The 23,201-nt window shown below is 71.8% G+C and carries 24 protein-coding genes; 17 read left to right on the top strand and 7 right to left on the bottom strand.

Annotated features, from left to right (window positions below; translation table 11 throughout):
* The first annotated feature begins 104 nt into the window (after positions 1–104).
* The 3 genes from ACTOWL_RS04275 to ACTOWL_RS04265 all read left to right on the top strand — a co-directional run bounded on the left by ACTOWL_RS04275 (position 105) and on the right by ACTOWL_RS04265 (position 4,159).
* Positions 105–296 (top strand): hypothetical protein, encoded by a 192-nt coding sequence (locus ACTOWL_RS04275; RefSeq protein ID WP_441319950.1) that lies wholly within the window; start codon positions 105–107, stop codon positions 294–296.
* A 262-nt stretch (positions 297–558) separates the two neighbouring features.
* Positions 559–3,228, top strand: a complete 2,670-nt coding sequence (locus tag ACTOWL_RS04270; protein WP_441319949.1) for an ATP-binding protein — start codon at positions 559–561, stop codon at positions 3,226–3,228.
* Between the two features lie 145 nt (positions 3,229–3,373).
* Positions 3,374–4,159, top strand: coding sequence for a helix-turn-helix transcriptional regulator (locus tag ACTOWL_RS04265; protein WP_441319948.1), 786 nt, complete (start codon positions 3,374–3,376; stop codon positions 4,157–4,159).
* On the opposite strand, the gene ACTOWL_RS04260 is transcribed toward ACTOWL_RS04265, so the two are convergent.
* Positions 4,149–4,982, bottom strand: a complete 834-nt coding sequence (locus ACTOWL_RS04260) for an AraC family transcriptional regulator (protein WP_441319947.1) — start codon at positions 4,980–4,982, stop codon at positions 4,149–4,151. The genes ACTOWL_RS04265 and ACTOWL_RS04260 overlap by 11 nt on opposite strands.
* A gap of 130 nt (positions 4,983–5,112) precedes the next feature.
* Here ACTOWL_RS04260 and ACTOWL_RS04255 point away from each other — a divergent pair, with 130 nt between their 5' ends.
* Entirely contained in the window at positions 5,113–5,901 is a 789-nt protein-coding gene (locus tag ACTOWL_RS04255) for an aldolase (protein WP_441319946.1), read from the top strand.
* Between the two features lie 86 nt (positions 5,902–5,987).
* The gene (locus ACTOWL_RS04250) at positions 5,988–6,299 is read left to right on the top strand and encodes a hypothetical protein (protein ID WP_441319945.1); all 312 of its coding nucleotides are present in this window, start codon (positions 5,988–5,990) and stop codon (positions 6,297–6,299) included.
* A gap of 69 nt (positions 6,300–6,368) precedes the next feature.
* Here the strand turns inward: ACTOWL_RS04250 and ACTOWL_RS04245 are convergent, their stop codons facing one another.
* Positions 6,369–7,226, bottom strand: coding sequence for a hypothetical protein (locus ACTOWL_RS04245; RefSeq protein WP_441319944.1), 858 nt, complete (start codon positions 7,224–7,226; stop codon positions 6,369–6,371).
* Positions 7,227–7,415: 189 nt separating this feature from the next.
* Between ACTOWL_RS04245 and ACTOWL_RS04240 the strand changes: the two genes are divergently transcribed.
* A complete protein-coding gene (locus ACTOWL_RS04240) occupies positions 7,416–7,949 on the top strand; it encodes an RNA polymerase sigma factor (RefSeq protein WP_441319943.1) in 534 nt (177 codons plus the stop codon).
* An 11-nt stretch (positions 7,950–7,960) separates the two neighbouring features.
* Positions 7,961–8,614, top strand: coding sequence for a hypothetical protein (locus tag ACTOWL_RS04235; RefSeq protein ID WP_441319942.1), 654 nt, complete (start codon positions 7,961–7,963; stop codon positions 8,612–8,614).
* A 16-nt stretch (positions 8,615–8,630) separates the two neighbouring features.
* Here the strand turns inward: ACTOWL_RS04235 and ACTOWL_RS04230 are convergent, their stop codons facing one another.
* The 3 genes from ACTOWL_RS04230 to ACTOWL_RS04220 all read right to left on the bottom strand — a co-directional run bounded on the left by ACTOWL_RS04230 (position 8,631) and on the right by ACTOWL_RS04220 (position 11,807).
* Positions 8,631–10,247, bottom strand: coding sequence for a glucan biosynthesis protein (locus ACTOWL_RS04230; RefSeq protein WP_441319941.1), 1,617 nt, complete (start codon positions 10,245–10,247; stop codon positions 8,631–8,633).
* Between the two features lie 141 nt (positions 10,248–10,388).
* The gene (gene phnF, locus ACTOWL_RS04225) at positions 10,389–11,117 is read right to left on the bottom strand and encodes a phosphonate metabolism transcriptional regulator PhnF (RefSeq protein WP_441319940.1); all 729 of its coding nucleotides are present in this window, start codon (positions 11,115–11,117) and stop codon (positions 10,389–10,391) included.
* A gap of 9 nt (positions 11,118–11,126) precedes the next feature.
* Positions 11,127–11,807 carry a class I SAM-dependent methyltransferase gene (locus ACTOWL_RS04220; protein WP_441319939.1) on the bottom strand — a complete coding sequence of 227 codons (681 nt, stop codon included), beginning with the start codon at positions 11,805–11,807 and terminating at the stop codon, positions 11,127–11,129.
* A 177-nt stretch (positions 11,808–11,984) separates the two neighbouring features.
* On the opposite strand from ACTOWL_RS04220, the gene ACTOWL_RS04215 reads away from it, so the two are divergent.
* Together ACTOWL_RS04215 and ACTOWL_RS04210 are read left to right on the top strand one after the other, a co-directional pair.
* On the top strand, positions 11,985–12,464 hold the full coding sequence (locus tag ACTOWL_RS04215) for a class I SAM-dependent methyltransferase (protein ID WP_441319938.1): 480 nt from the start codon (positions 11,985–11,987) through the stop codon (positions 12,462–12,464).
* Positions 12,465–12,605: 141 nt separating this feature from the next.
* A complete protein-coding gene (locus tag ACTOWL_RS04210) occupies positions 12,606–13,658 on the top strand; it encodes a bile acid:sodium symporter family protein (RefSeq protein WP_441319937.1) in 1,053 nt (350 codons plus the stop codon).
* A gap of 3 nt (positions 13,659–13,661) precedes the next feature.
* Here ACTOWL_RS04210 and ACTOWL_RS04205 read toward each other — a convergent pair whose 3' ends face one another.
* Positions 13,662–14,369: an SDR family oxidoreductase gene (locus ACTOWL_RS04205; RefSeq protein ID WP_441319936.1), complete on the bottom strand. Its 708-nt coding sequence runs from the start codon at positions 14,367–14,369 to the stop codon at positions 13,662–13,664.
* 93 nt (positions 14,370–14,462) lie between these two features.
* Between ACTOWL_RS04205 and gcvA the strand changes: the two genes are divergently transcribed.
* The 8 genes from gcvA to ACTOWL_RS04165 all read left to right on the top strand — a co-directional run bounded on the left by gcvA (position 14,463) and on the right by ACTOWL_RS04165 (position 22,600).
* Positions 14,463–15,344, top strand: coding sequence for a transcriptional regulator GcvA (gene gcvA, locus ACTOWL_RS04200; protein ID WP_441319935.1), 882 nt, complete (start codon positions 14,463–14,465; stop codon positions 15,342–15,344).
* A gap of 61 nt (positions 15,345–15,405) precedes the next feature.
* On the top strand, positions 15,406–15,837 hold the full coding sequence (locus ACTOWL_RS04195) for a hypothetical protein (RefSeq protein WP_441319934.1): 432 nt from the start codon (positions 15,406–15,408) through the stop codon (positions 15,835–15,837).
* 56 nt (positions 15,838–15,893) lie between these two features.
* Positions 15,894–16,571, top strand: coding sequence for a response regulator transcription factor (locus ACTOWL_RS04190; protein WP_441319933.1), 678 nt, complete (start codon positions 15,894–15,896; stop codon positions 16,569–16,571).
* On the top strand, positions 16,568–19,060 hold the full coding sequence (locus tag ACTOWL_RS04185; protein ID WP_441319932.1) for a sensor histidine kinase: 2,493 nt from the start codon (positions 16,568–16,570) through the stop codon (positions 19,058–19,060). The genes ACTOWL_RS04190 and ACTOWL_RS04185 overlap by 4 nt, the downstream gene beginning before the upstream one ends.
* 10 nt (positions 19,061–19,070) lie before the next feature.
* Complete coding sequence (locus ACTOWL_RS04180) at positions 19,071–19,331, top strand: hypothetical protein (RefSeq protein ID WP_441319931.1); 261 nt, start codon at positions 19,071–19,073, stop codon at positions 19,329–19,331.
* Positions 19,332–19,620: 289 nt separating this feature from the next.
* Entirely contained in the window at positions 19,621–20,568 is a 948-nt protein-coding gene (locus tag ACTOWL_RS04175; RefSeq protein ID WP_441319930.1) for a Bug family tripartite tricarboxylate transporter substrate binding protein, read from the top strand.
* Entirely contained in the window at positions 20,565–21,068 is a 504-nt protein-coding gene (locus tag ACTOWL_RS04170; protein WP_441319929.1) for a tripartite tricarboxylate transporter TctB family protein, read from the top strand. The genes ACTOWL_RS04175 and ACTOWL_RS04170 overlap by 4 nt, the downstream gene beginning before the upstream one ends.
* 14 nt (positions 21,069–21,082) lie before the next feature.
* Positions 21,083–22,600, top strand: coding sequence for a tripartite tricarboxylate transporter permease (locus ACTOWL_RS04165; RefSeq protein WP_441319928.1), 1,518 nt, complete (start codon positions 21,083–21,085; stop codon positions 22,598–22,600).
* 24 nt (positions 22,601–22,624) lie between these two features.
* Here ACTOWL_RS04165 and ACTOWL_RS04160 read toward each other — a convergent pair whose 3' ends face one another.
* Complete coding sequence (locus ACTOWL_RS04160; RefSeq protein ID WP_441319927.1) at positions 22,625–23,200, bottom strand: flavin reductase family protein; 576 nt, start codon at positions 23,198–23,200, stop codon at positions 22,625–22,627.
* Between the last annotated feature and the right edge of the window lies 1 nt (position 23,201).

Below are 23,201 nucleotides of genomic sequence, written 5' to 3'. Positions count from 1 at the left end.
CTGCCCGGCTTGAAGCCGGCCGCCGCATGCCGGTGCGTTCCCGGCACAATTAATTCTCATTATGAGAAAATCAAGATTGCCATGGCTTCAACCGGCAAATCTGCATGCCTCCCCTGGCGCAATTGTCCCAGCTGGCCGCCAGCTTCACTGCGATCGGCTTCATCGGGATTCTCACCAACGCCGTCGCCGCCCATGCGCTGCGCCGCTGGCTGCAGCAGCCGAGCCGCGCCCGGCTGTGCAACCGCCTGTTCGGCGGTGCCCTGGTCGGAATGGGCGCCTCGATGCTGCAGGGCTGAGAGACCGTCTGGAAACGCTACTGGTGCGGCCGTCTGACGGCGAACTCGAAGCTTCCGGTGCTCACGGACTCAAACGTCCGCTGCGCGCCGGTTCTCGAAACCACCGCCAGCCGACTCACACCAGCGCATTTCCAAACGGTCTCTGAGCTCGCGCTCGATTTCACGGCAGAGTTGGGCAATTTCGTAAAATCAGACATGAAGCCTTGTTTTCGTCACCCCCTTGGCCTGAAATCCAAGCAGGCACAGGGGAGTCGCCGATTTTATGCTGATCGAGCGCGAAGAGCCGCTTGACCGATTGATCGACCTGGCCCGGCGCGCCGCGGAGGGCCATGGCGGCACCATCGTGCTCGGCGGCGAGGCCGGGATCGGCAAGACCGCGCTGCTGCAGGAGTTCACCCGCCGCCTGGGCCCCGGCCACCGGGTGCTGTGGGGCGGGTCCGAGGCGCTGTTCACGCCGCGCGCGCTGGGCCCGCTGCAGGACATGGCGCACGCCCTCGGGGCCCGGATGGCGGCGCTGCTGGACCAGACGGCGGCGCCAGAGCGGCTGTTCCCAGCCTTGCTAAACACCCTGCAGGAGCTGCCCGAGACCGCCGTCCTGGTGTTCGAGGACGTGCATTGGGCCGACAATGCGACGCTCGACCTGATGAAGTATCTCGGCCGCCGCATGCCGGTGCTGCGGGTCCTGCTGGTGCTGAGCTACCGCAGCGACGAGGTCGGGCCCGACCACCCGCTGCGGCAGGTGCTGGGCGACCTGCCGGCCACGGCCGTCCGCCTCGCCATGCAGCCGCTGTCGCCCGAGGCGGTCGCCGCCCTGGCGCGGCAGGCCGGCCGCTCCGCCGCCGAGCTGCACCGGATCACCGCCGGCAACCCGTTCTTCGTCACCGAGCTGCTGGCCAGCCAGGACGCCGCGCCGGCCGGCATCCCGGGGAATATCCCGGCCTCGATCCGCGACGCGGTGTGGTCGCGGCTGTCGCGGCTGGCGCCGGAGGAGCGCGAGGCGCTGGAGACGATCAGCATCGTGCCCGGCAGCGTCGAACCCTGGCTGGCGCGGACCCTGCTGGGCGCCAGGGCCGACGCCGCGGTCGACCGCTGCATCGGCCGCGGCATGCTGCTGCGCGACGGCCAGGGCGCCGTCGGCTTCCGCCACGAGCTGGCGCGGCTGGCCACGCTGGACCAGCTGTCGCCGGCGGTGCAGCAGGCGCTGCATGCCCGGGTCGAGGCGGCGATGGCCTATGCCCCGACCGCGCTGGCCGGCGCGCTGCTGCCGCGCCAGGTGCACCATGCCGCCGCCGCGGATGACGGCGCCCGGGTGCTGGATCTGGCGCCGCAGGCCGCGGCCCAGGCCTCGCGCCTCGGCGCCCATCACCAGGCCGCCGCGCATCTGGCGACCGCCCTGCGCTATGCCGGCGAGGCGCCGAAGGCGGTGGCGGCGCAGCTGCACGAGGACTGGGCCAACGAGGCCGGGCTGGCGCTGCGCATCGACGACACGGTGATCGAGGCCCGGCAGCACGCCATCGCGCTGTGGCGCGAGCTGGGCCGCATGGACAAGGTCGGCCTGAACCTGCGGGCGCTGGCGCGGCTGCTGTGGTCGCGCGGCGAGGTGCGGCAGGCCGGCGACTGCGTCGACGAGGCGCTGCGCGAGCTGGAGCGCCTGCCGCCCGGGCCGGAGCTGGCGATGGCCTGCAGCGTGCGCTCGCAGCTGCACATGCAGCAGAGTCATGTCGACGAGGCGGTCGAGTGGGGCGAGCGGGCGATCGCGCTGGCCGACCGGCTGGGCGATGTCGAGACCCGGGTGCACGCGCTCAACAACGTCGCCACCGCGCTGCTGTTCGTCGATCGGCCGGGCGGGCTGGAGATGATGGAGGAGAGCCTCGCCCTGGCCCTGGAGCACGGCTTCCACGAGCACGCCGCCCGGGCCTACATGAACCTCGCCGAGTATGCGGTGGTGTTCAAGGATTTCGCCCTGGCCGAGCGGGTGCTGGCCGAGGGCATTGCCTTCGAGACCCGGCACGATCTGGATGCCTGGACCCATTACCAGGTCGGCTGGCAGGCCCGGCTGCGCCTGGAGCAGGGCCGGTTCCGCGAGGCCGAATCGATCGCCGGCGGGGTGGTCGGCCTGGACCTGCTGGCGCCAACGATCCGCCTGCCCGCGCTGATCGTGCTGGGCCGGGTGCGGACGCGCCTGGGCGACGCGGACGCCCCGGCCCTGCTGCAGCAGGCGCTGCGGCATGCGCTGGAGACCGGCGACCTGCATTTGATCGCGCCGGTGCGCTTCGCCCTGGCCGAGGCGGCGTGGCTGGCCGGCGATCTCGATGCCGCCCGCGAGCCGCTGGCGGCCGTGGCGGCGATGGATCTCGACAGCTTCGACCCCTGGGCGCTGGGCGAGCTGGCGGTGTGGTGGCGGCGCTGCGAGATGACGGCGCCCCTGCCGCCGGCGACGAAGCGGGCCCCGGCGCCGCGGGCGGCCGAGCTGGCCGGCGATCCGGCGGCGGCCGCGGCGGAATGGACGCGGCTCGGCCTGCCCTATGAGGCGGCGCTGGCCCTGACCCAGCTCCGCGGCAGCGAGGCCGGGCTGACCCTGGCCCGGGCCGTGGCGATGCTGGAGGAGATCGAGGCCCGGCCCGCCGCCCAGCTGGCCCGCCGGACCGCGCAGCGCCTGGGCGTGGCCGACCAGCTGCCCAGGGCGCGCCGCGGCCCCTACGCCGCCGCCCGCCGCCACCCGCTCGGCCTGACCCAGCGCGAGCTGCAGGTGCTGCGCTTGCTGGCCCAGGGCATGGGCAACCAGGACATCGCCCGCCGGCTGGTGCGGTCGCCCCGCACGGTCGAGCACCATGTCTCGGCGGTGCTGGGCAAGCTGAACGCCAGCAGCCGGATGGATGTCGTCCTGCGCCTGCACAGCGAGCCCTGGCTGCTCTCCGCCGGCGAAAACTAGGTAGCCTCCGCCGCGAAAATTGGGCAGGCGCACCGAAGCGCGGCCACAGCACGGCGCCTACGGTGTCTCTCACGGCGCCGCCCCCGAACCATGCCGGACCTCGACGCAGGGCGGACAACGCGTCGAGCACAAAGAGGCACAGGTCATGGCGGGCATCGATAGCGCTGCGGATCTCGACTATTCCCTGACGATGAATGCCGGCCTGGCCGCCGTCCTCTCGACCCGGGCGATCGGCGCGGAGGCCCTGGCGGCGGACCAGGACGACGATGAGGGGGAGGCTGCTGCCTCCCGGCGCCGCGAGGACGGGGACAGCGGCATCGAGGATCTGCTGGACTGGCTCGACCTCGGCGTGATCATCGCGGATGCGACGGCCCGGCCGATCCGGCTGAACCGCCGCGCCGGGACGATCGTGGCGCGGGCGGACGGGCTGTACGCCACGCCGTTCGGCATCACCACCGCCATTCCGGAGGAGACCGGCCGGCTGCGGCAGGCCATCGCCACGGCCGCGGCGGGGGGAGCGCGGCTGCGGCTGTCGCGGCCGTCGGGAGCGCCGCCGCTGCTGGTGACCGTGATCCCGGTGCGCGGCGGCGCGGCGCCCTGCGTGGCCCTGTTCGTGATGGATCCCGACATCGCCGGCACGCCGTCGCCGGCCCTGCTGCAGGAGCTGTTCGGCCTGACCGCGGCCGAGGCGGTGTTCGCCGCCGAGATCAGCCGCGGCGACGGGATGCAGGCGGTGGCCGAGCGCCTGTCGATCGCCCCGACCACGGCGCGGACCCATCTGACCCGGATCTTCGAGAAGACCGGCACCCGCCGCCAGGCCGAGCTGGTCCGGCTGCTGATGCAGTGCGACCGGCTGGCGCCGGCCGCCGGCGTCCCGACGTCGGGGCGCGGCCAGCGTGCCCCGGCCCGGGCCGCGCGGGTCAGCTCCTGACCGGCATCCAGATCTCGACCAGGCCGGTGCCGGTCCAGGGATCGAAATCCGCGCTGTAGCGCTCGAAGCTCGGCGCGTCGGCGAAGGCGTGGCCGGAGCCCGGCAGCCAGCGGGTCCAGATCGTGTAATGCGTCGCCCGGATCCGCGAGATGTGGCCGCGGTGGCTGAACACCGCGTAACGCTGGGCCGGGATGCGCACCCGGGCGAACTCCGCCGGCAGCTCGTCGAAGCTGGCGACCTCGACCCCGGCGATATAGTCGAAATTGCCGGCGTCGTCGGCACAGCAGCAGACGCCGTAGGCGGCGCCGCCGATCTCGTTCGGCACATGGCCGATCTGCGGCCCGAAGCGCTGCCACAGCGCCGGAATGCCTTCGTTGGTCTCGAAGGTGTAGCGGCCGCCCAGCCCGGCCACGAGCAGGGTCTTGCCGGTCTCGAAGCGGGGGGCATCGAGGTCGATGATCAGCGATTCGTCCATCCGGATCGGCTCCACCAGCGCGAGGTTGTCGACATGGCCCTGGCCGCGCACCAGCTCCGGCGTCAGGCCGAACTGGTCGCGAAAGGCCCGGGTGAACGCCTCGTGGGAGCCGTAGCCGGCGTCGAGCGCCACCGCCAGGATGTCGGTGGCGCCGGCCGCCAGCACCCGCGCCGCCTCGGTCAGGCGGCGGCCGCGGACATAGCGCATCACCGACCGGCCGGTGGCGACGCCGAACAGCCGGCACAGATGGAACCGGGACACGCCGGCGGCCTCGGCGATCGCGTCGAGCGTGACCTCCGCCGAGAACCGGTTCTCGATGAACCAGACCGCCCGCTGGACCGCGCCCATGCCCCTCTCCCGCAGCGTTCGCCGGCACTGTGCCGACGGCGGACGCCGCTTGTTTGATCGCGATTGCGCCTCCGGGCCGGCTGTTGAAGGATGCGCCATCTTCCCGCTGCCTGCACAGGACGACCTCGCCATGGCCCATGAGCTGCAAGCCGCCGACCCGTCCCGGCTGTCGAATATCGGCGAGATCGACTGGGCGGCGCTGCGCCAGGCCCGGATCGACCTGGCCGCCTGCTTCCGCATGGCCGCGCGGCTGGGGCTGGAGGAAGGCATCTGCAACCATTTCTCGGCGATGGTGCCCGGCCGCGACGACCTGTTCCTGGTCAACCCCTACGGCCTGGCCTTCGCCGAGGTCACGGCCTCCAGCCTGCTGGTCTGCGACTTCCACGGCAACGTCATCGACGGCGACGGCAAGCCGGAGGCGACCGCCTTCTACATCCATGCCCGGCTGCACAAGCAGGTGCCGCGGGTGCGGGCCGCCTTCCACACCCATATGCCGAACGCCACGGCGCTGAGCATGGTGGAGGGCCAGCCGCTGGTCTGGGCCGGGCAGTCGGCGCTGAAATTCTACGGCCGCACCGCGGTCGACGATGCCTATAACGGCCTGGCGCTGGACGAGGCCGAGGGCGACCGCATCGCCGCGACGCTGGGCGACGCCGACATCGTGTTCCTGCGCAACCACGGCGTGATGGTGTGCGGCCCGACCATCGCCGAGGCCTGGGACGACCTGTACTACCTCGAGCGCGCGGCCGAGGTGCAGGTCAAGGCGCTGAGCACGGGCCGCACGCTGCGCCCGGTGCCAGCCGAGATCGCCCGCCGGACCTACCAGCAGATGCGCGAGGGCGACGCCGAGAGCGCCCGGATGCATCTCGAGAGCGTCAAGCGCCAGTTGATGCGGCAGGACCCCGCCTTCGCCGCCTGATCGATGGAATAAAGCGCGCGGCTCGATCGTCCCTGGTCTGAGGGGTGTCCGTCTCGACGGGCGCCCGGAGAAGGGGATTGATCGAGATGAGCATCCGACGACGAATCCTCGTGCCGGCATTGACCGCCCTGGCGGTGCTGGCCACCGCCGGGCCGGCCCTGGCCCATCACAAGCCCTGGCATGGCGGCGGGCCACCCTGGGCCCGGTCCCATCACGGCCATGGCTACCACTATGCGCGGCCGCGGCCGCCGGTCGTCATCTATGAGCGGCCGTATGGCGGCTATTACGGGCGGCCCTATTACTATCGCCGGCCGGCGCCGGTCTATGTCGAGCCGCCGCCCTACTACTATGCCCCGGCCCCGGGCATCACCATCAACATCCCGCTGCGGTTCGACTGATTGAGCCACAGGCCAAACAGAACCGCCGGCACGGCGAGGCCATGCCGGCGGCGAATTCGGCCGGGATCGTCAGTCGAACGGGCGGAAGCCTTCGCGGGCGAGCGCCAGGTCGTGGTCGTCGACCACGCCGTTGCCGTCGACGTCCAGATTGGTGGTCTCCCAGTCGCCGGCCGGGCCGGTGCCGGGCTTGACCTCCTGGATCTTGTCGGCGAGATCGGCCTCGAGCGCGTCGATCAGGTGCGGATCCGCCAGCGGATCGGCCTTGAGATCGGCGATCCGCTCCTGCAGGTCGCGGATGCCCGTCTCCTGCGGCGTGCCGAAATTGGCCTGCATGGCGCCGACATTGGCGCCGTAGCCGAGCTCCTTGGCCAGCCCGACCAGGGCGGAGACGCGCGCGCCGTGGTTGCGGAACGTCCCGTTGCCGACCGTCGGCGACCAGCCGGAGCCGATCAGCGCGGCGGTGGTGTCGTCGTCGAGCGAGATGGTGTCGGCCTTGGCTTTGCCCCTGGCCTTGCCGCTGTTGCCGGGAGCATCCGTGTCATCGTCGGCGCTGCCGACGCTGGTTCCGCCGCGGGTGCCCCTGATCTTGCCGCTGTTGCCGGGGCTGTCGTCGTCATCCGCCGAGCTGCCGACGCCGCTGCCGCTGGCCTTCCCGCCGGCGTTGCCGTTGCCGCTGTTTCCGCCTTTATCGCCCCCGTTGCCGTTCCCACCGCCGTTGCCGTTCCCGCCGCCATTCCCGCCGCCATTCCCGCCGCCGTTCCCTCCGCCATTGCCACCACCATTCCCGCCGCCATTGTCCTTGATGGTGATGAATTGCGGCTTGGAGACGTCCTTGAGATCCCCCCAGGCGGCGGCGCTCGCCGCGGTGGCGTAAAGCAGTCCGAAAGCCGCCACGATGGGCAGCGTCGCTGCAGAACGGATACGCATGGGGACCTCCGGAACCGTGGTGTCGAAGCGGGCCGCGACGGCCCGTGTCACATTTCTGACGTCCGAGGCGCCGCGATCATTCCGCGGAATCGTGCAAAAATTTTGCTATCCCGCCCGGACCGGGACGTCGTGTCGCGCGTTGATACAACGGCGCGGACGGGTGATTCGCAACAGTGGGGTGGTGGTGGAATGTCCGATCCGGCGGAGCATGTGAAGGGGGCGCTGCTGGCCTCGCTGCCGCGGCTGCGTGCCTTCACCCGCGCCCTCGCCGGCTCCGCCCCCGAGGGCGACGACCTGCTGCAGGCCACCTGCGAGCGGGCGCTGGAGCGGGCGCACCAGGCCGCCGCGGCCGCCACCCTGCAGGGCTGGATCTTCCGCATCGCCTACAACCTGCATCTCGACCGGCTGCGAGCCGGGCGCCGCCGCGGCGACATGGCCGAACCGGTCGATCCCGACACGCTGCCGGGCGGCGACGCCGAGGCCGAGGTCGAGGCGACGCTGATGCTGGCGGCGGTGCAGCGGGCGATCGACCGGCTGCCGGAGGAGCAGCGCAGCGTGCTGCTGCTGGTCTCGGCCGGCGGCCTCAGCTATGCCGCCGCGGCCGACGCGCTGGACGTGCCGGTGGGCACGGTGATGAGCCGGCTGCACCGCGGCCGCCAGGCGCTGCAGCATCTGCTGTCGCGGCGCCCGGCGGTCGCGATGGCCATGGCGGCCCGACGGTGATGGAGGCGACCATGACGATCGACACCGACTGGATCGCCGGATACGCCGACGGCACGCTGGACACGGAGCGCCGCCGGCTGGTCGAGGCGGCGCTGGCCCGCGACCCGGCCCTGGCCGAGATGCTGCGGCACGAACGCGAGATGGCCGCGCTGCTGGCCGCCGCCCACCCGCCGGTGGAAGAGCCGCTGCCGCTAGCCTTGGCCGGGCTGCTGGCACCGCGTCCGTCCGCCATCCCGGCGCGACGCCGCCGCCCGGCCGTCCGCTGGCTCGGGGCGATCGCGGCCGCCGCGGCGCTGCTCGCCGTCATCGGCGGCGGCTGGACCGCGCTGCGCGTGATCGACCGGCTGGAAGACCGGGTCGCCCGGATCGAGACGGGGGAGCAGGTCCGCCTGGCCGCCCAGACGGCGATCGAGGCCCGGCGGGCCGAGGTGCTGGAGCAGGCGCCGAACGGCGTCGAGACGCCGTGGCGCGACGGCGCCTCGACCGGCCGGGTCCGCCCGGTCTCGACCTTCATCGACGCCTCCGGCCGCTTCTGCCGCGAGTTCGTCGAGGCGGTCGAGGGGCCGGACGGCCCGCGCAACGGCGGCGGCATCGCCTGCCGGGTCGGCCAGGGCGACTGGCGCATCTGGTGGCCCGACGGCAAGGAGAGCGGCCAGGCGCTGTAGCCCGGCCGCCTCGCCGTCAGTTCCCGACCGGCCGGGCGTCCGACACGAAGGGGCGGTACTGGAACAGCCAGGTCTCGGACGCCACCTGGTCGCCGGCCTTGAGGAACAGCCGCATCTCGACCGGGTCGTCGCCGTCGACCGCCAGGTCGAACTGGACCCGCCAATGGCCCGGCACGTCGTCCGGCACCGCCTCCATCAGGGTGTAGGAGGCGAAGGTGCCGCGCGAGGCCCAGAACACCGGCTCCGGCTTCACCCCGAAGGGCAGGTCGGTGAGCGGGCCGCCGAGGAACTCGACCATGAACTTGCGCACCCCTTCCGGGCGCGGCTGGCCGGGCTGGCCGCCGCGGCCGAGACGGGTCGCCACCACGCGGGCCAGCGGCGTCGGGTACGGCTCGTCCGCCATCCAGTGCAGGCGGTAGGCGAAGGGCAACTCGTCGCCGGCCTTGGTCGGCGCCTCCGGGTGCCAGTAGGCGACGATGTTGTCGTGGATCTCGTCGTCGGTCGGCAGCTCGACCAGCTGCACCTGGCCGCGGCCCCAGTCGCCCAGCGGCTCGACCCAGGCGGACGGGCGCAGGTGGTAGCGCACGCCGTCGCCGTAATGGTCGAAGTTGCGGTCGCGCTGCAGCAGGCCGAAGCCGCGCGGCGACTGGTCGGAGAAGCTGGAGACCACGATCCGGGCCGGGTTGTTCAGCGGCCGCCAAATGTGCTCGCCGCCGCCGGTCCACAGCGCCAGCCCGTCGCTGTCATGCACCTCCGGCCGCCAGTCGATCGCGGTCTTCTTCACCGTCTCGGAGTACCAGAACATCGAGGTCAGCGGCGCCACGCCCAGGCGCTCGACCGGCTGGCGCAGGAACAGCGTGGTGTCGACATCCATCACCACGCCGGCGGTGCGCCGCATCAGGAAGCGGTAGGCGCCGGTCAGGCTGGGCCCGTCGAGCAGGGCGTAGACCGTCACCGCGTCGGCGTCGGAATTCGCCGGCTCGAACCAGTAGCCGATGAAGTCCGGGAACTCTTCCGGCCCGCCCGAGCCCGGGGTGATGGTGATGCCGCGGGCCGACAGCCCGACCTGGCCGAGCTCGCCCTTGGCGCGGAAATAGGAGGCGCCGAGGAAGGCCACCCAGGGCTCCTCGGTCTTCCAGTCGCCCTTGTCCTTGGCCTCCTGGATCCAGAAGCCGGCGAAGGCCGAGGGCTCCGGCGCCAGCTTGGCGGCCGGGCTGTCCGGGCCGACGGTGAAGTATTGCGGGTCGTACAGGATCTCGCGCGCGGTGCCGGCGGCGGGATCGACCGCATGCATCCGCACGGTCTTCGGGAAGAACCGGCCGACATGCTGGAAGGTGACCGGATACGCGCCGGGCTGGCCGTCGCCGTACAGGGCGTAGTCCGGCTTGTACTTCAGCTTGCCATGGGCGTCGTAGTCGATCGACTCCACGGTCGCCGGATCCGGCCGCGGCGGCGAGGCGTAGGGCGCGGCCGCCAGGGCGCGGGCCCGGCTCTTCAGCCAATCGTAGGAGAACGGCGCGGCCTCGCCGTAGCGCAGCCCGGCCGGCGCCGCCGCCAGGGCGGAAGCCCCTCCGAACATCCCGAACAACTGGGTGGCAGCGGCCAGCTTCAGCAAGCTACGGCGGTCGAGCATCGTCTCCGTCTCTTTCCCAGGTGAGCCCTGCGGCCGCGCACGCAACCGCATCGCCGGGCGGCGGGCCGGCCCGGCGGGCGAGACCATAGCAACCCGGGTCCCCGGATTCCACAGCCAGCACCGCCGCGATCGGCCGCGGGCCTAGCCGCGCGGGATCGTGAAGGTCACCCGCTCGGCCGACCACACCGCGGAGGAGTAGCAGAACGCGACGCCGGCGCGGTCGGCATCCACTTTCTCCACCACCATGACGGGGATGGATCTGGGCTGCCGCAGCAGGCGCGCCTCTTCCGCTGTCGGCATGCGCGCCTCGATCGAGGTCGAGACGCGCTCGTAATCGTCGATGCCGTAGACGGCGAGTGCGGCGGTGATGGTCGGATGCGCGCGCCTGGCCTCTTCCCACCCGGGGAACCGGCCGGCCGGGTAGAAGGAGTCGCCCAGCTCGACCGGCACGCCGTCGGCCGTCATGACGCCGCGGCGGCGGATGACCATGGTGCCCGGCAAGACCCGCAGCCGGTCCGCGACCCGGTCGGGGGCCGCGATCTCCTCATGCAGCAGCAGCTCGCCGCCGGGCTCGAAGCCCTGCTCGATCAGGTTCCTGTGGAAGCGGGTGCGGGGCGAGATCGCATAGTCCAGCGTGCCCTTGTGCACGAAGGTGCCCCGCCCCTGCTCGGCGCGCACCAGGCCGCGCGCCTCCAGATGGCCGAGCGCCTGCCGCACCGTGAAGCGGCTGACGCCGAACCGCTTCACCAGCTGCGCTTCCGTCGGCAGCCGGCTGCCCGGCGCCAGCCGCCCCGCCGCGATCTCCGCCGCCAGCGCGTCGCCCAGCTGGTGCCAGAGGACGCTGCCGGGGCGGCGCTCGATCGCGGTCATGACGGCCTCTCAGACGCGCTTCTCGAGCCGGAACAGCAGCTTGTGGTCGGCGGCATAGGTGATCGCATCGATGATGCTGGGATAGTAGGACCGGTCCTTGGTCGCCGGGATGAAGCCGTCATAGCCGAAGCGCTTCACCGAGACGGCGAATCCGGCCGCGGCGAAGGCCTCGATGAAGTCCTGCGGGGCGCGGTCCTGCACCGGCGCGTTGCTGGCGGCGCCGATCACCTCCCGCCACCGTGGCCAGAGCGGGCTTTCGGTGTGGCAGCCGGTGACCGCGTAGTAGACCCCGCCGTCGCGCAGCGCGTCGAACATGCCCCTGGCGTGGCCGGCGAGGTCGGGCAGCAAATAGATCACCTCGTAGCTGAAGGCGATGTCGAAGCTGTCCGCCCACGGCGACAGGTCCGTCGCCACCTCGAAATGCAGCGGCAGGTCCCCTCGGTCGGCGGTCGCCGCCGCGATCGAGTCCGAGGCGATGTCGATGCCGACGGCCCGGCGGAACGGCCGCAGCGTGTGCAGCAGGCGCAGGAAGCCGCCCCGGTTGCAGCCGAAATCCAGGACAGTCCGGGTCGTGAGGTCGCGGTCCGGCAGCGTCTCGATGAAATGGCGCCACAGCGGGGCGTGCGAAGGGCCCATCGCGGCCTCTTTCTGCGGGTCGGTGTGCCAGGTGGCGTAGGCAGGGGCGGTCATGACCTGTCCTCGGTGTCGGGCGGAATACGGCGACCCTACACCCAGGATGTGACAGGCCGGTGAATTTGTCCGGACGACCTGACAAATTTCAGCCTGCATCCGCGGGATCGACGGCGTCCCCGGCCGAACCTACAGTGGCGGCCTTCGACATCCATCGAGCCTGCCCGGAGCCACCCCATGGACAGCCGCCTCGACCGCATGATCGCCCGCCTCACCACCCAGCGCCGGGCGCTGGAGCGGGCGGCGGAGGAGATCCGCGGCCTGCCCGGCCCGGTGCTGGAGATCGGCCTGGGCAAGGGCCGCACCTACAGCCATCTGCGCAAGCTGTTCCCGGAACGGCAGATCATCGCCTTCGACCGCGACCTGCACGCCCCGCCCGATGCCGCACCGGCCGGCGCCGACCTGGTGCTGGGCGATTTCCGCGAGACCCTGCCGGCCCTGTCCGGTCGCGCACCCGCAGCGCTGGCCCATGCCGATTTCGGCAGCGAGGACCGCGCCCGCGACGCCGCCCAGGCCGGCTGGCTGGCCGGGCTGGTCGATCCGCTGATGGCGCCCGGCGGCCTGGTGGTCAGCGACCGGCCGCTGCAGGCGCCGCGCTGGACCGCCCTGCCCTTCGAGACGCCGGACTGGCCGTATTTCGTCTGGCGCGTGGGCTGAAGCGCCGCGCGCCCCTTCGCATCTGCAGCATCCATTTCCGCACTGCAACACACCCATGCCGGATCGGGGGTGGTCCGGGCATGCCGCATCCTATTTCGTATACGGAATGCACGGGTCACCCGAGCAAGTTGCGAGTGAGTGATGAGCAAGACACGCCGGGCTAAGCCCGACTGGTTCATGATCGCCCTTCCCCTCGTCGCCCTCGCGGCGTGTCTCTGGCCCACACCGGGCGTCACCGGCGGCCCCCTGCACTGGGACTGGATCTCGACCTACGGCGTCTCGGTCGTGTTCTTCCTCTACGGCCTGACCCTGGCGCCGGAGAAGATGCGGGCCGGGGCGTCGCATTGGCGGCTGCACCTGGTGGCCACCGCCGGCACCTTCATCCTGTTCCCGGCCCTGGTGCTGGGCGTCGGCGCGCTCGGCGAGGGCTGGATCCGGCCGGAGCTGCTGCTGGGCTTCTTCTTCCTCGCCGTCCTGCCCTCGACCATCTCCTCCTCGGTGGCGATGACCTCGCTGGCGCGCGGCAACCTGCCGGCCTCGATCTTCAACGCCACGCTGTCGAGCCTGCTCGGTGTCGCGATCACGCCGCTGCTGATGGCCTGGTACACCCACAACCAGGGCGCGCCGATGCCGCTCGGCCCGGTGCTGCTGAAGGTGGCGCTGCTGGTGGTGCTGCCGATCGTGCTCGGCCAGCTGGTGCGGCCGCTGCTCAGCGCCTGGGCCAACCGCCACTACGCCCGGATCAAGATGGCCGACCGGGTCATCATCCTGGCGATCGTCTACGGCTCCTTCGCCGATTCGATGGCATCCGGCATCTGGTCGCAGCAAGACCCGATCGTGCTGGTCGAGATCGTCGCCGGCGTGGTGCTGCTGTTCGGCGTCGCCTTCTCCGTGATGTGGGCCGTCTGCCGCCTGGCCGGCTTCGACCTGCCCGACACCATCGCCGCGACCTTCTGCGGCTCGAAGAAGTCGCTGGCGACCGGCGTGCCGCTGGCCCGGCTGATGTTCGGCACCTCGCCGCAGCTCGGCCTGGTGCTGGCGCCGTTTATGCTGTTCCACTTCTTCCAGCTGATGGCGGTCAGCGTCATCGCCGGCCGCCTCGCCGCCCGCCCGCTGACGGACGCGGAGGCGCGCGAAGCCCATAAGAACCAGAACGAGAAGCCGGCGCGCGGCCGGACGGCACGGGCCGCCTGACCGTCAGATCCCCTTCACCAGCCCGCCATCGACCAGCAGGTTCTGGCCGGTGATGTAGCCGGCCTCGTCGGACAGCAGGAAGGCGGTGGTGGCGGCGATCTCCTCGACCGTGCCGAAGCGCCTCGAGGGGATCTGGGCGATCAGCTCCGGCGTCTCCGGATAGCTGTCGATGAAGCCGGGCAGCACGCTGTTCATGCGGATGCCGGCGGCGGCGTAGCGGTCGGCATACAGCTTGGTGAAGGCCGACAGCCCGGCCCGCAGCACCGACGAGATCGGATAGGCCGCGCCCGGCTGCACCGCGCCGAAGGCCGAGATGTTGACGATCGAGCCCTTCCCCGCCTGCTCCATCGCCGGCGTCACCAGCCGGGCCAGGCGCACGACATTGACCAGGACCAGGTCGAGGCCGAGATGCCAGTCAGCATCCGGGATCGCCAGCAGGTCGCCCTTGGGCGGGTGGCCGGTGTTGTTGACCACCGCGTCGATCCGGCCCCAGCGCTCCAGCGTCGCATCGACCAGGCGCTGCAAATCCGCCGGCTCGGTCACCGAGCCGCGCACGGCGATGCCGCCCAGCTCGTCGGCCAGCGCGGTCACCGCGTCGGAGGTGGCGAACAGCGCCAGCCTGTAGCCGCGCTGGGCCAGCTCGCGGGCGATCGCGGCGCCCATCCCCTTGCTGGCGGCGGTGACGATGGCCACCCGTTCGGTCGTATTCATCCTGATTTCTCCTTTAGGCCGTGCTTGACAGATGCGCCCGCCGGGCGGAGGAGACAAACGGGAAGTTCTTCACCCAGGCTGCAGGAAAACTACATGCTCGCCGACCGGCTGCCGCCGCTGAACGGCCTGCGCGCCTTCCGCGCCGCGGCCCGCCACCTGAGCTTCCGGGCGGCGGCCGAGGCGCTGAACGTGACCCAGAGCGCCGTGGCGCAGCAGGTGCGCGGGCTGGAGCAGGCGCTGGGCGCCGCGCTGTTCGAGCGCCACGCCCGCGGCCTGGCCCTGACCCCGGCCGGCGAGGCGCTGCTGCCGCCGGTGGAGCAGGCGTTCCGGCTGATCGCCGACGCCGCGGCCCGGATCGCCCAGCAGGCCGATGTGCTGACGGTCAGCGCCACGCCCAGCTTCGTGTCGCGCTGGCTGGTGCCGCGGCTGGACGGCTTCACCCGCCGCCATCCCGGCATCGATGTCCGCCTCTCGGCCTCCAACGACCTGGTCGATTTCCGCCGCGACGGCGTCGACCTGGCGGTGCGCTACGGCACCGGCGTCGATCCCGGCCTGGCGGCGCAGCTGCTGTTCCCGGCCGATCCGGTGGCGGTGTGCAGCCCGGCGCTGTGCCGGCCCGACGGCACGCTCGACCCGGCCGATCTCGGCACCCGGGTGCCGCTGCTGCATGATTCCCACTTCCTGTGGGCCGAATGGTACCGCGCCAGCGGCCGCGACGAAGCCGAGGCCCGGCGCGGCGTCCGCTTCAGCCACACCCTGCATGCGATCGAGGCGGCGCTGCTGGGCCAGGGCATCGCCCTGGTGCCCCGCCCGCTGGTCGAGCGCGAGCTGCAGGCCGGGCACCTGGCGGCACCGCCGCTGGATGTCCGCCTGCCGCCGGGCCGCGGCTTCTACATCGTCGCGCCGCCGGAGCTGTGGGACACCCGCAAGGTCGCGGCGATGCGGCTGTGGCTGCTGTCCGAGGCGGCGGCATAGGCGCTTGTGCCGGCCTTGGGTCTGATAGGATCATTCCGGGAACTGGCCGGGGGGACCGATCATGACCATCGATACGACTGGAAAATACTGGGTCGGCACGCACCCGCTGGACATCAAGGCCTATCTGCGGGCCTACGTCGAGGGCATGCCGATTTCGGCGTTCCGCCTGGCGCAATGTCCCTGCTCTTCGGTCGACTTCAGGGTGGAAGCCGATGCCGACGAAGGCTGCGTGCGGCGCAGCTGCGCGCGATGTTCGACCGCGCATTTCGTCTGCGACAGCGAAGAGTATTCGGCGGAGGCGGAGCTGAAACCGTGGCGCTGCAAATGCCGTTCCGATCAGGCCAATATCGGCGTCGGCTTCTCGCTGCATGACAGCGGAGACGTGCGCTGGCTCTATGTCGGGCTCCGGTGCCGCAAATGCGGCACGCTCGGCTGCATCGCCGATTGGCAGGTGAAGTACGCGCCGTCGGGCCATCTGCAGGACGCGGTCTGACGCCGCCTCGGCGCGACCGCCTTGCCGCGCCCTGCGCTTTCCGACAAGAAGGACGGATGCGGATCCTTCTGGTCGAAGACAATCCCGATCTCGGGGAGGCGGTGGAGAACCGGCTGCGCAAATCCGGCCATTCGGTCGAATGGGTGCGCGACGGGCTGGCGGCGGTCGAGGCCGCCGGCCACGATGCCTTCGACGCCGTGCTGCTGGACATCATGCTGCCCGGCCAGGACGGCTTCGCCGTGCTGCGCGACCTGCGCCGCCGCGGCGTCGACGCCCCGGTGCTGGTGGTCACCGCCCGGTCCGAGATCGACGACAAGGTCGGCATCCTCGACCTCGGCGCCGACGACTATCTGGTCAAGCCGTTCGACCTGCGCGAGCTGGAAGCGCGGCTGCGGGCCCTGCTGCGGCGGCCGGCGGGCCAGACCAGCAGCACCGTGGCGCATGGCAACGTCACCCTGGACCTGGCCGGGCGCGCCGTCACCGTCGCCGGCCAGCATGTCGAGTTCGGCCGCCGCGAGTTCCGCCTGCTGGAGATCCTGCTGACCCGCGCCGGCCAGGTCGCGGCCAAGGACAGGCTGATGATGCAGCTGTTCGGCGACGAGGCCGAGGTGTCGGTCAACGCGCTGGAGCTGCTGGTCTCGCGCGTCCGCCGCAAGCTGGAGGGCGCCGATATCGACATCGTCACCCTGCGCGGCACCGGCTATCGGGTGCAGCCGCGCGGAACCCGCGAGTGAGTGCGAAGGCCGGCCGCGCCTCGATCCGGCGGCGCATGCTGGCGCTGACCGTGCTGGCGCTGCTGCTGGCCGGCATTGGGCTGGTCGCCCTGATCCGCGACTATGCCCGCGGCGCCTCAGACAGCGCCTTCGACCGGCTGCTCGCCGCCTCGGCCTTCACCATCGCCGGCGCGGTGCAGATCGAGGACGGCGCGGTCACGGTCGAGCTGCCCACCGCCTCGCTGGCGATGCTCGACTTCTCCGACGACGACCGGGTGTTCTACGAGGTGGCGGCGCCGGACGGCGCCTTCGTCACCGGCTACCGCGACCTCGGCGCCGGGCTGCCGCAGGCGGCCTCGGCCACGCCCGGCTTCACCGAGGGCACCTATCACGGCGAGGCGGTGCGGATCGCGACGGTCGGCCGGCTGGTCTTCGTCGAGGGCAAGGCCGGCTGGGCCACCATCCGCGTCGCCGAGACCCGCGGCGCCCGCGCGGCGCTGGCGTCGGAGATCCTGGGCCAGGCCGCCCTGCCCCTCGCCGCCCTCGGCCTGGTCGCCATCGCCCTGGTCTGGTTCGGCATCCGCTATGCCTTCGCGCCGCTGGTGGTGATGGAGCGCGAGCTGCGCCGCCGCGCGCCGGAGGATCTGTCGCCGGTGCAGGTCCCGGTGCCGGTCGAGGTGCAGCAGCTGGCCGGGGCGCTGAACGACTTCATCGGCCGGCTGCGCAGCGTGATGGAGCGGGTCAGCGGCCTGGTCGCCGACGCCGCCCACCAGGTGCGCACGCCGCTGGCCTCGCTGCGCGCCCAGGCCGAGGTCGCGGTCGACGAGGAGGATCCCGCCAAGCTGCGCGACCGCGTCGTCCGCATCCACCAGAATGCGGTGCAGGCCAGCCATCTGGTCAACCAGCTGCTGATGGACGCGACCGTGCGCCACCGGCTGGAGGCGCGCGAGGCGACGGTCGTGGCGCTCGACGCCATCGTCGAGGATGTGCGCCAGCGCCTGGATTTCGAGGAGGCCGGCCGGCTGGCCGTGGCGCTGGCGCCGGAGGCGGCGCGGGCCGAGATCAGCGGCGACCGCGTGGCCCTGCGCGAGATGCTGTGGAACCTGGTGCACAACGCCCTGACCCACGCGCCGGGCGGCACGGTCGAGATCGAGGCGGCGGTCGAGCGCGGCCGGGCGGTGCTCCACGTCTCCGACCGGGGGCCGGGCATCCCGGCGGCGGAGAAGGACCTGGTGCTGGAGCGCTTCGCCCGCGGCGAGGGCAGCCGGGACCGCCCGGGATCGGGGCTGGGCCTGTCGATCGTCCGCACCGTGGCCGCGGCCCATGGCGGCACGCTGGCCCTGCTGGACCGGCCGGGCGGCGGGCTGCAGGTCGAGGTCGCATTGCCGATGGCGGAGCCGGCACGGCGGCGGCCGCACGGCCCGGCCGCGGCGGTGCTGCTGGCCGCGGCCCTGCTGGCGGGATCGGTCGAACCCGGCCGGGCCGCGCCCGGCACCACCGTCTACCCCGCCCCGGCCGGCGGCGAGCGGACGCTGACCATCCTCGGCGCCACCGACACCCCGCTCTTCGCCCGCTTCATCGCCGATTTCCAGGCGCTGCGGCCGGACATCCGGGTGGTGTACCAGGAGACCGACACGCTGCCGATGTACCAGGCGGCGTCGAGTGGGCAGTTGTCGCCCGTGCCCGACCTGATGATCAGCTCCGCCCCCGACCTGCAGGTGAAGCTGGCCAATGACGGCTTCGCCCAGGCCTATGCCTCGCCCTGGCTCGACCGGCTGCCGCACTGGGCGCAGTGGCGGGCCGAGGCGATCGGCTTCACCTTCGAGCCGGCGGTGATCGCCTACAACCCCGACCTGCTGGCCGAGGCCGAGGTGCCGCGGTCGCATGCCGAGCTGATCGCGCTGCTGGAGGCGCAGCCGGAGCGGTTCCGCGGCCGGGTCGCCACCTACGACATCGCGGTCAGCGGCATCGGCCACCTGCTGGCCAGCCAGGACGCGCTCATCTCCTCCAACTTCTGGCGGCTGGCCGCGGCCTTCGGCCGGGTCGACGCCAAGCTGAGCGGCAGCAGCCCGGAGATGCTGGACCGGATCGTCAGCGGCGAACTGATCCTCGGCTACAACCTGCTCGGCTCCTACGCCTTCGCGCGGCAGGCGGCGGGGCTGCGCCTGGGCGTGGTGGTGCCGGAGGACTATGCCCTGGTGATGACCCGGGTGGCGCTGATTCCCCGCGCTGCCCCGGATGCCGAGCTGGCCCGCGCCTTTGTCGACTACCTGCTGTCGCCGCGCGGCCAGGCCCTGGCGGCGGGCGTCACCGGCCTGGGCGCGATCATGCCCGACATCTCCGGCCCCTGGTCCGCCGGCAGCATCGCCGGCAAGACCGAGGGCGCGCTGCAGCCGATCCCGCTGGGGCCGTCGCTGCTGGTGGCGCTGGACGAGCGGCGCCGCGAGCGCTTCCTCGAGACGTGGCGGCGCCTGGTCTCCAACGGCGCCGAGCCGATGACAGGACGCTGACGCCCAAGCCATGGACACCGAGGCCCGCCGCCGCCATATTTCCAGCATGACGGACGAGCTCGACAACCTGATGCTGGTCTATCTCCGCCGCATCGACGAGAAGATCGATCGGGTGATCGAGACGCAGCAGGACCATGGCCGACGCCTGACCTCTCTGGAAACCCAGGTGGCCGGGCTGCACGCCGATTTCGCCGGCCAGTCCGCTCGCATCGACCGCATCGAAGCCCGGCTCGACCGGATCGAGAAGCGGCTCAATCTGATCGCGGCCTGACCCAATCCTCGCCACCTGGGACCTGACGTCGGGCACCGAGCCGATGACAGGACGCTGACAGGTTCGGCGGCTAGACTGATCCCTGCAACCGGGCCGATCGCGATGCCCGGGCAGAAGCAACAGGCCAGGGAGGTCCCGATGTCACCCGAGAGGCAAGAGCCCCGCGACCGGCGGCGGCCCATCCGAATTCCGTCCATCAGCAACGGCCGATAAGCGACCATCCTGTGCGCCGCGCGCACGGGGCGCTATGCTTTCGGCCAAAACCAGATCGACAAGGGGGAGGACACTCATGAAGACATTCGCGATCGCCGCATTGGCGGCCGTCCTGGCGCTGCCGCTGGCGGCCCGGGCCAACGACTACACCATCATCGCGCCGGCCGCGCCCGGCGGCGGCTGGGACCAGACCGCGCGGTCGATGCAGGCCGCGCTGCAGACCGAGGGCATCTCGCGCAGCGTCCAGGTCGTCAACGTGCCCGGCGCCGCCGGCACGATCGGCCTGGCCCAGTTCGTGAGCCAGAACAAGGGCGACCCCAAGGCCCTGATCGTCGGCGGCTACGTCATGGTCGGCGGCATCATCACCAACAAGTCGCAGGTCACCCTGGCCGACGTCACCCCGATCGCCCGCCTGACCGGCGAGTACGAGGCGATCGTGGTGCCCAAGGATTCGCCGCTGAAGACGGTGCAGGAGCTGGTCGAAGCCCTGAAGAAGGATCCGGGCGGCGTGACCTGGGCCGGCGGCTCGGCCGGCGGCACCGACCACATCGCGGTCGGGCTGATCGCCAAGGCGGCCGGGGTCGACCCGACCGAGATCAACTACATCGCCTATTCCGGCGGCGGTGAGGCCCTGGCGGCGGTGCTCAGCGGCCAGGTGACGGCCGGCATCTCCAGCTATGGCGAGTTCGACTCCCAGGTGAAGGCCGGGGCGCTGCGCGTCCTGGCGGTGTCCAGCGCCGAGCGGCTGCCGGGCGTCGAGGCCCCGACCCTGAAGGAATCCGGGCTCGACGTGGTGGTGCAGAACTGGCGCATGGTCGCCGCGGCGCCGGGGCTGAGCGCCGAGCAGAAGGCCGCCGTCGCCGCCGATATCGAGAAGCTGGCCAAGTCCAAGACCTGGCAGGACACGCTGAAGACCAAGGGCTGGATCGACACCTACCTGGCCGGCGACGCGTTCGACAAGCAGCTCGCCGCCGACATCGGCACCACCGGCCAGATCCTCAAAGACATCGGTCTGGCCGAATGAGCGCCGCCCCGGAACACGCCACGCCGAAACATGCTGAGGGGCGTCGGCCGGACTGGCCGGTCCTGGGGATCGCCGCGGCCCTGGCTGTCGCCGCCGTGGTGCTGTTCTGGGACGCCAGCCAGCTCAATGTGAGGGGATTCGCGGCCCGGTTCGGGCCCGCGATCTTCCCCCGCCTGATCGGCGGCCTGCTGCTGATCATGGCGGCGTGGACGGCGGTCGCCGCCTGGCGCGGCGACCCGCCGGCGCGCGAGAAGGACAACCTGCCGCCGATCATCTGGATCATCGGCGGCCTCGCCGCCCAGATGCTGCTGCTGAACACGGCCGGCTTCTCGATCGCCACCGGCCTCCTGTTCGCCGCGACCGTGAAGGCCTTCGGCCGCGGCCCGCTGTGGCGGACCATCCCGATCGGCATCGTTTTCGCCTTCGTGGTCTGGTTCATCTTCAGCACCGGGCTGGACCTGACCCTGCCGGCGGGCCCGCTGGAAAAGCTGTTCTCGTGATCGGGGCCTGACGCATGGACACTTTCGGCTTCCTCGCCCAGGGCTTCACCGTCGCCCTGCAGCCGGTCAACCTGCTGTACGCCCTGATCGGCGTCATCCTCGGCACCGCGGTCGGCGTGCTGCCCGGCATCGGCCCGGCCCTGACCGTGGCGCTGCTGCTGCCGGTGACCTACTCGCTCGACCCCGGGGGCTCGCTGATCATGTTCGCCGGCATCTACTACGGCGGCATGTATGGCGGGTCGACCACCTCGATCCTGCTCAACACCCCGGGCGAGAGCGCCTCGATCATCACGGCGCTGGAGGGCAACAAGATGGCCCGCGCCGGCCGCGGCGGCCCCGCCCTCGCCACGGCGGCGATCGGGTCCTTCGTGGCCGGCACGATCGCGACGGCGGGCCTGGCCTTCGTGGCGCCCGAGATCGCCAAGATCGCGATCTCCTTCGGCGAGCCGGAGAAGTTCGCGCTGATCATCCTGGCCTTCGTCACCGTCTCCGCCGCCTTCGGCGATTCGCCGATGCGCGGCCTGACCTCGCTGGCCATCGGCCTGGCCATCGGCCTGATCGGCCTGGACGAGCTGAGCGGCCGGGCACGGCTGACCTTCGGCAGCCCGGAGCTGCTGAGCGGCATCGGCGTCACCATCCTGGCGGTCGCCCTGTTCGCCATCGGCGAGGCGCTGTCGGTCGCCGGCAGCCAGGGCCGCACCGAGGAGCATATCGAGGCGATCCGCGGCTCGATCTGGATGAGCAAGTCGGACTGGAAGCGGTCCTGGAAGCCGTGGCTGCGCGGCACCCTGTTCGGCTTCCCGATCGGGGCGATGCCCGCCGGCGGCGCCGAGATCCCGACCTTCCTGTCCTATGCCACCGAGAAGAGGCTGTCGAAGCATCCCGAGGAGTTCGGCCATGGCGCCATCGAGGGCGTGGCCGGGCCGGAGGCGGCGAACAACGCCTCGGCCGCCGGCACGCTGGTGCCGCTCTTGACCCTCGGCCTGCCGACCTCGGCCACGGCGGCGATCATGCTGGCCGGGTTCCAGCAGTACAACATCCAGCCAGGCCCGCTGCTGTTCCAGAGCAATCCGGACCTGGTCTGGGGCCTGATCGCCAGCCTGTTCGTCGCCAACGCCATGCTGCTGGTGCTGAACCTGCCGCTGGTCGGGCTGTGGGTCCGGCTGCTGTCGATCCCCCGCCCCTGGCTGTATGGCGGCATCCTGGTGTTCGCCACGCTCGGCACGATCGGGTCCAACCCGTCGTCGTTCCAGCTGGGGCTGCTGCTGGCCTTCGGCCTGCTCGGCTACATGCTGCGCCGCTTCCACTACCCGATCGCGCCGGTGGTCGTCGGGTTCATCCTGGGGCCGATGGCGGAGCTGCCGCTGCGCCGGGCGCTGCAGAACAGCCGCGGCGACCCGATGATCCTGATCTCCTCGCCGATCTCGATCACCCTGCTGGCGATCACCGTCCTGGTCGTGGTTGTGCCGCTGGTGCTGCGCCAGATGGGCAAGGGCCGCATCCTGGCCCAGCTGGCGGCGGAGGAGGACTGAGAGACCGGCAGAACCGCCCGGGCCTTAGGACTGGGCGGCCAGGGCCTCGCCGATCGCATAGAAGTGACCGCCCGAGACATGGTGCAGGCTGCGCCATTCCGGTCCGGCGCTCTCGAAGTGCCATCGGCCGTCGCGGAACACGCGGGTGTCGGCCCAGGCGCCGACGACCTCGCCGATGAACAAATCGTAGGCCTGCTGGATATGCGGCTCTGGAATGAGCCGGCACGCCAGCCACGCCGAGCACCCCGCGACGAAGGGGAGATCGTGGCCGGCGAACTGGAACAGCTCGACGCCGATGCGCTCCAGCTTGTCCGGCTCGGCGGCCAGGCTCCGGGTGCCCGCCGCCCGCGTCAGCTCGAGCTGGGCGGCGGTCGGGACCTGGATGACGAAGGTGGCGCTCTCCTCGACCAGCACCCGCGTCCGGGCGATCTTGTCCAGCACCACGGTCAGCTTGGGCGGTGCGAAGTCGAGCGCGCAGGCCCAGGCCGCGGCCATCACATTGTCCACGCCGCCGGAGCGGGCGGAAACGAGCACCGTGGGGCCGTGGTTGATCAGCCTGGACGCCTTGTCGAGGGCGACAGGAGCGACGTGCGGGTCCATG

This window comes from Inquilinus sp. CA228 (assembly GCF_052078665.1).
Lineage (GTDB): Bacteria > Pseudomonadota > Alphaproteobacteria > DSM-16000 > Inquilinaceae > Inquilinus.
The sequence above is the reverse complement of the archived record's forward strand: the minus strand, read 5'-3'. Positions and strand labels throughout refer to the sequence as shown.

What these genes read in the sequence shown, in the direction of transcription:
- ACTOWL_RS04275 (WP_441319950.1), top strand. Translation starts at nt 105, where the DNA reads ATGCCTCCCCTGGCGCAATTGTCCCAGCTGGCCGCCAGCTTCACTGCG.
- ACTOWL_RS04270 (WP_441319949.1), top strand. Translation starts at nt 559, where the DNA reads ATGCTGATCGAGCGCGAAGAGCCGCTTGACCGATTGATCGACCTGGCC.
- ACTOWL_RS04265 (WP_441319948.1), top strand. Translation starts at nt 3,374, where the DNA reads ATGGCGGGCATCGATAGCGCTGCGGATCTCGACTATTCCCTGACGATG.
- ACTOWL_RS04260 (WP_441319947.1), bottom strand. Translation starts at nt 4,982, where the DNA reads ATGGGCGCGGTCCAGCGGGCGGTCTGGTTCATCGAGAACCGGTTCTCG.
- ACTOWL_RS04255 (WP_441319946.1), top strand. Translation starts at nt 5,113, where the DNA reads ATGGCCCATGAGCTGCAAGCCGCCGACCCGTCCCGGCTGTCGAATATC.
- ACTOWL_RS04250 (WP_441319945.1), top strand. Translation starts at nt 5,988, where the DNA reads ATGAGCATCCGACGACGAATCCTCGTGCCGGCATTGACCGCCCTGGCG.
- ACTOWL_RS04245 (WP_441319944.1), bottom strand. Translation starts at nt 7,226, where the DNA reads ATGCGTATCCGTTCTGCAGCGACGCTGCCCATCGTGGCGGCTTTCGGA.
- ACTOWL_RS04240 (WP_441319943.1), top strand. Translation starts at nt 7,416, where the DNA reads ATGTCCGATCCGGCGGAGCATGTGAAGGGGGCGCTGCTGGCCTCGCTG.
- ACTOWL_RS04235 (WP_441319942.1), top strand. Translation starts at nt 7,961, where the DNA reads ATGACGATCGACACCGACTGGATCGCCGGATACGCCGACGGCACGCTG.
- ACTOWL_RS04230 (WP_441319941.1), bottom strand. Translation starts at nt 10,247, where the DNA reads ATGCTCGACCGCCGTAGCTTGCTGAAGCTGGCCGCTGCCACCCAGTTG.
- phnF (WP_441319940.1), bottom strand. Translation starts at nt 11,117, where the DNA reads ATGACCGCGATCGAGCGCCGCCCCGGCAGCGTCCTCTGGCACCAGCTG.
- ACTOWL_RS04220 (WP_441319939.1), bottom strand. Translation starts at nt 11,807, where the DNA reads ATGACCGCCCCTGCCTACGCCACCTGGCACACCGACCCGCAGAAAGAG.
- ACTOWL_RS04215 (WP_441319938.1), top strand. Translation starts at nt 11,985, where the DNA reads ATGGACAGCCGCCTCGACCGCATGATCGCCCGCCTCACCACCCAGCGC.
- ACTOWL_RS04210 (WP_441319937.1), top strand. Translation starts at nt 12,606, where the DNA reads ATGAGCAAGACACGCCGGGCTAAGCCCGACTGGTTCATGATCGCCCTT.
- ACTOWL_RS04205 (WP_441319936.1), bottom strand. Translation starts at nt 14,369, where the DNA reads ATGAATACGACCGAACGGGTGGCCATCGTCACCGCCGCCAGCAAGGGG.
- gcvA (WP_441319935.1), top strand. Translation starts at nt 14,463, where the DNA reads ATGCTCGCCGACCGGCTGCCGCCGCTGAACGGCCTGCGCGCCTTCCGC.
- ACTOWL_RS04195 (WP_441319934.1), top strand. Translation starts at nt 15,406, where the DNA reads ATGACCATCGATACGACTGGAAAATACTGGGTCGGCACGCACCCGCTG.
- ACTOWL_RS04190 (WP_441319933.1), top strand. Translation starts at nt 15,894, where the DNA reads ATGCGGATCCTTCTGGTCGAAGACAATCCCGATCTCGGGGAGGCGGTG.
- ACTOWL_RS04180 (WP_441319931.1), top strand. Translation starts at nt 19,071, where the DNA reads ATGGACACCGAGGCCCGCCGCCGCCATATTTCCAGCATGACGGACGAG.
- ACTOWL_RS04175 (WP_441319930.1), top strand. Translation starts at nt 19,621, where the DNA reads ATGAAGACATTCGCGATCGCCGCATTGGCGGCCGTCCTGGCGCTGCCG.
- ACTOWL_RS04170 (WP_441319929.1), top strand. Translation starts at nt 20,565, where the DNA reads ATGAGCGCCGCCCCGGAACACGCCACGCCGAAACATGCTGAGGGGCGT.
- ACTOWL_RS04165 (WP_441319928.1), top strand. Translation starts at nt 21,083, where the DNA reads ATGGACACTTTCGGCTTCCTCGCCCAGGGCTTCACCGTCGCCCTGCAG.
- ACTOWL_RS04160 (WP_441319927.1), bottom strand. Translation starts at nt 23,200, where the DNA reads ATGGACCCGCACGTCGCTCCTGTCGCCCTCGACAAGGCGTCCAGGCTG.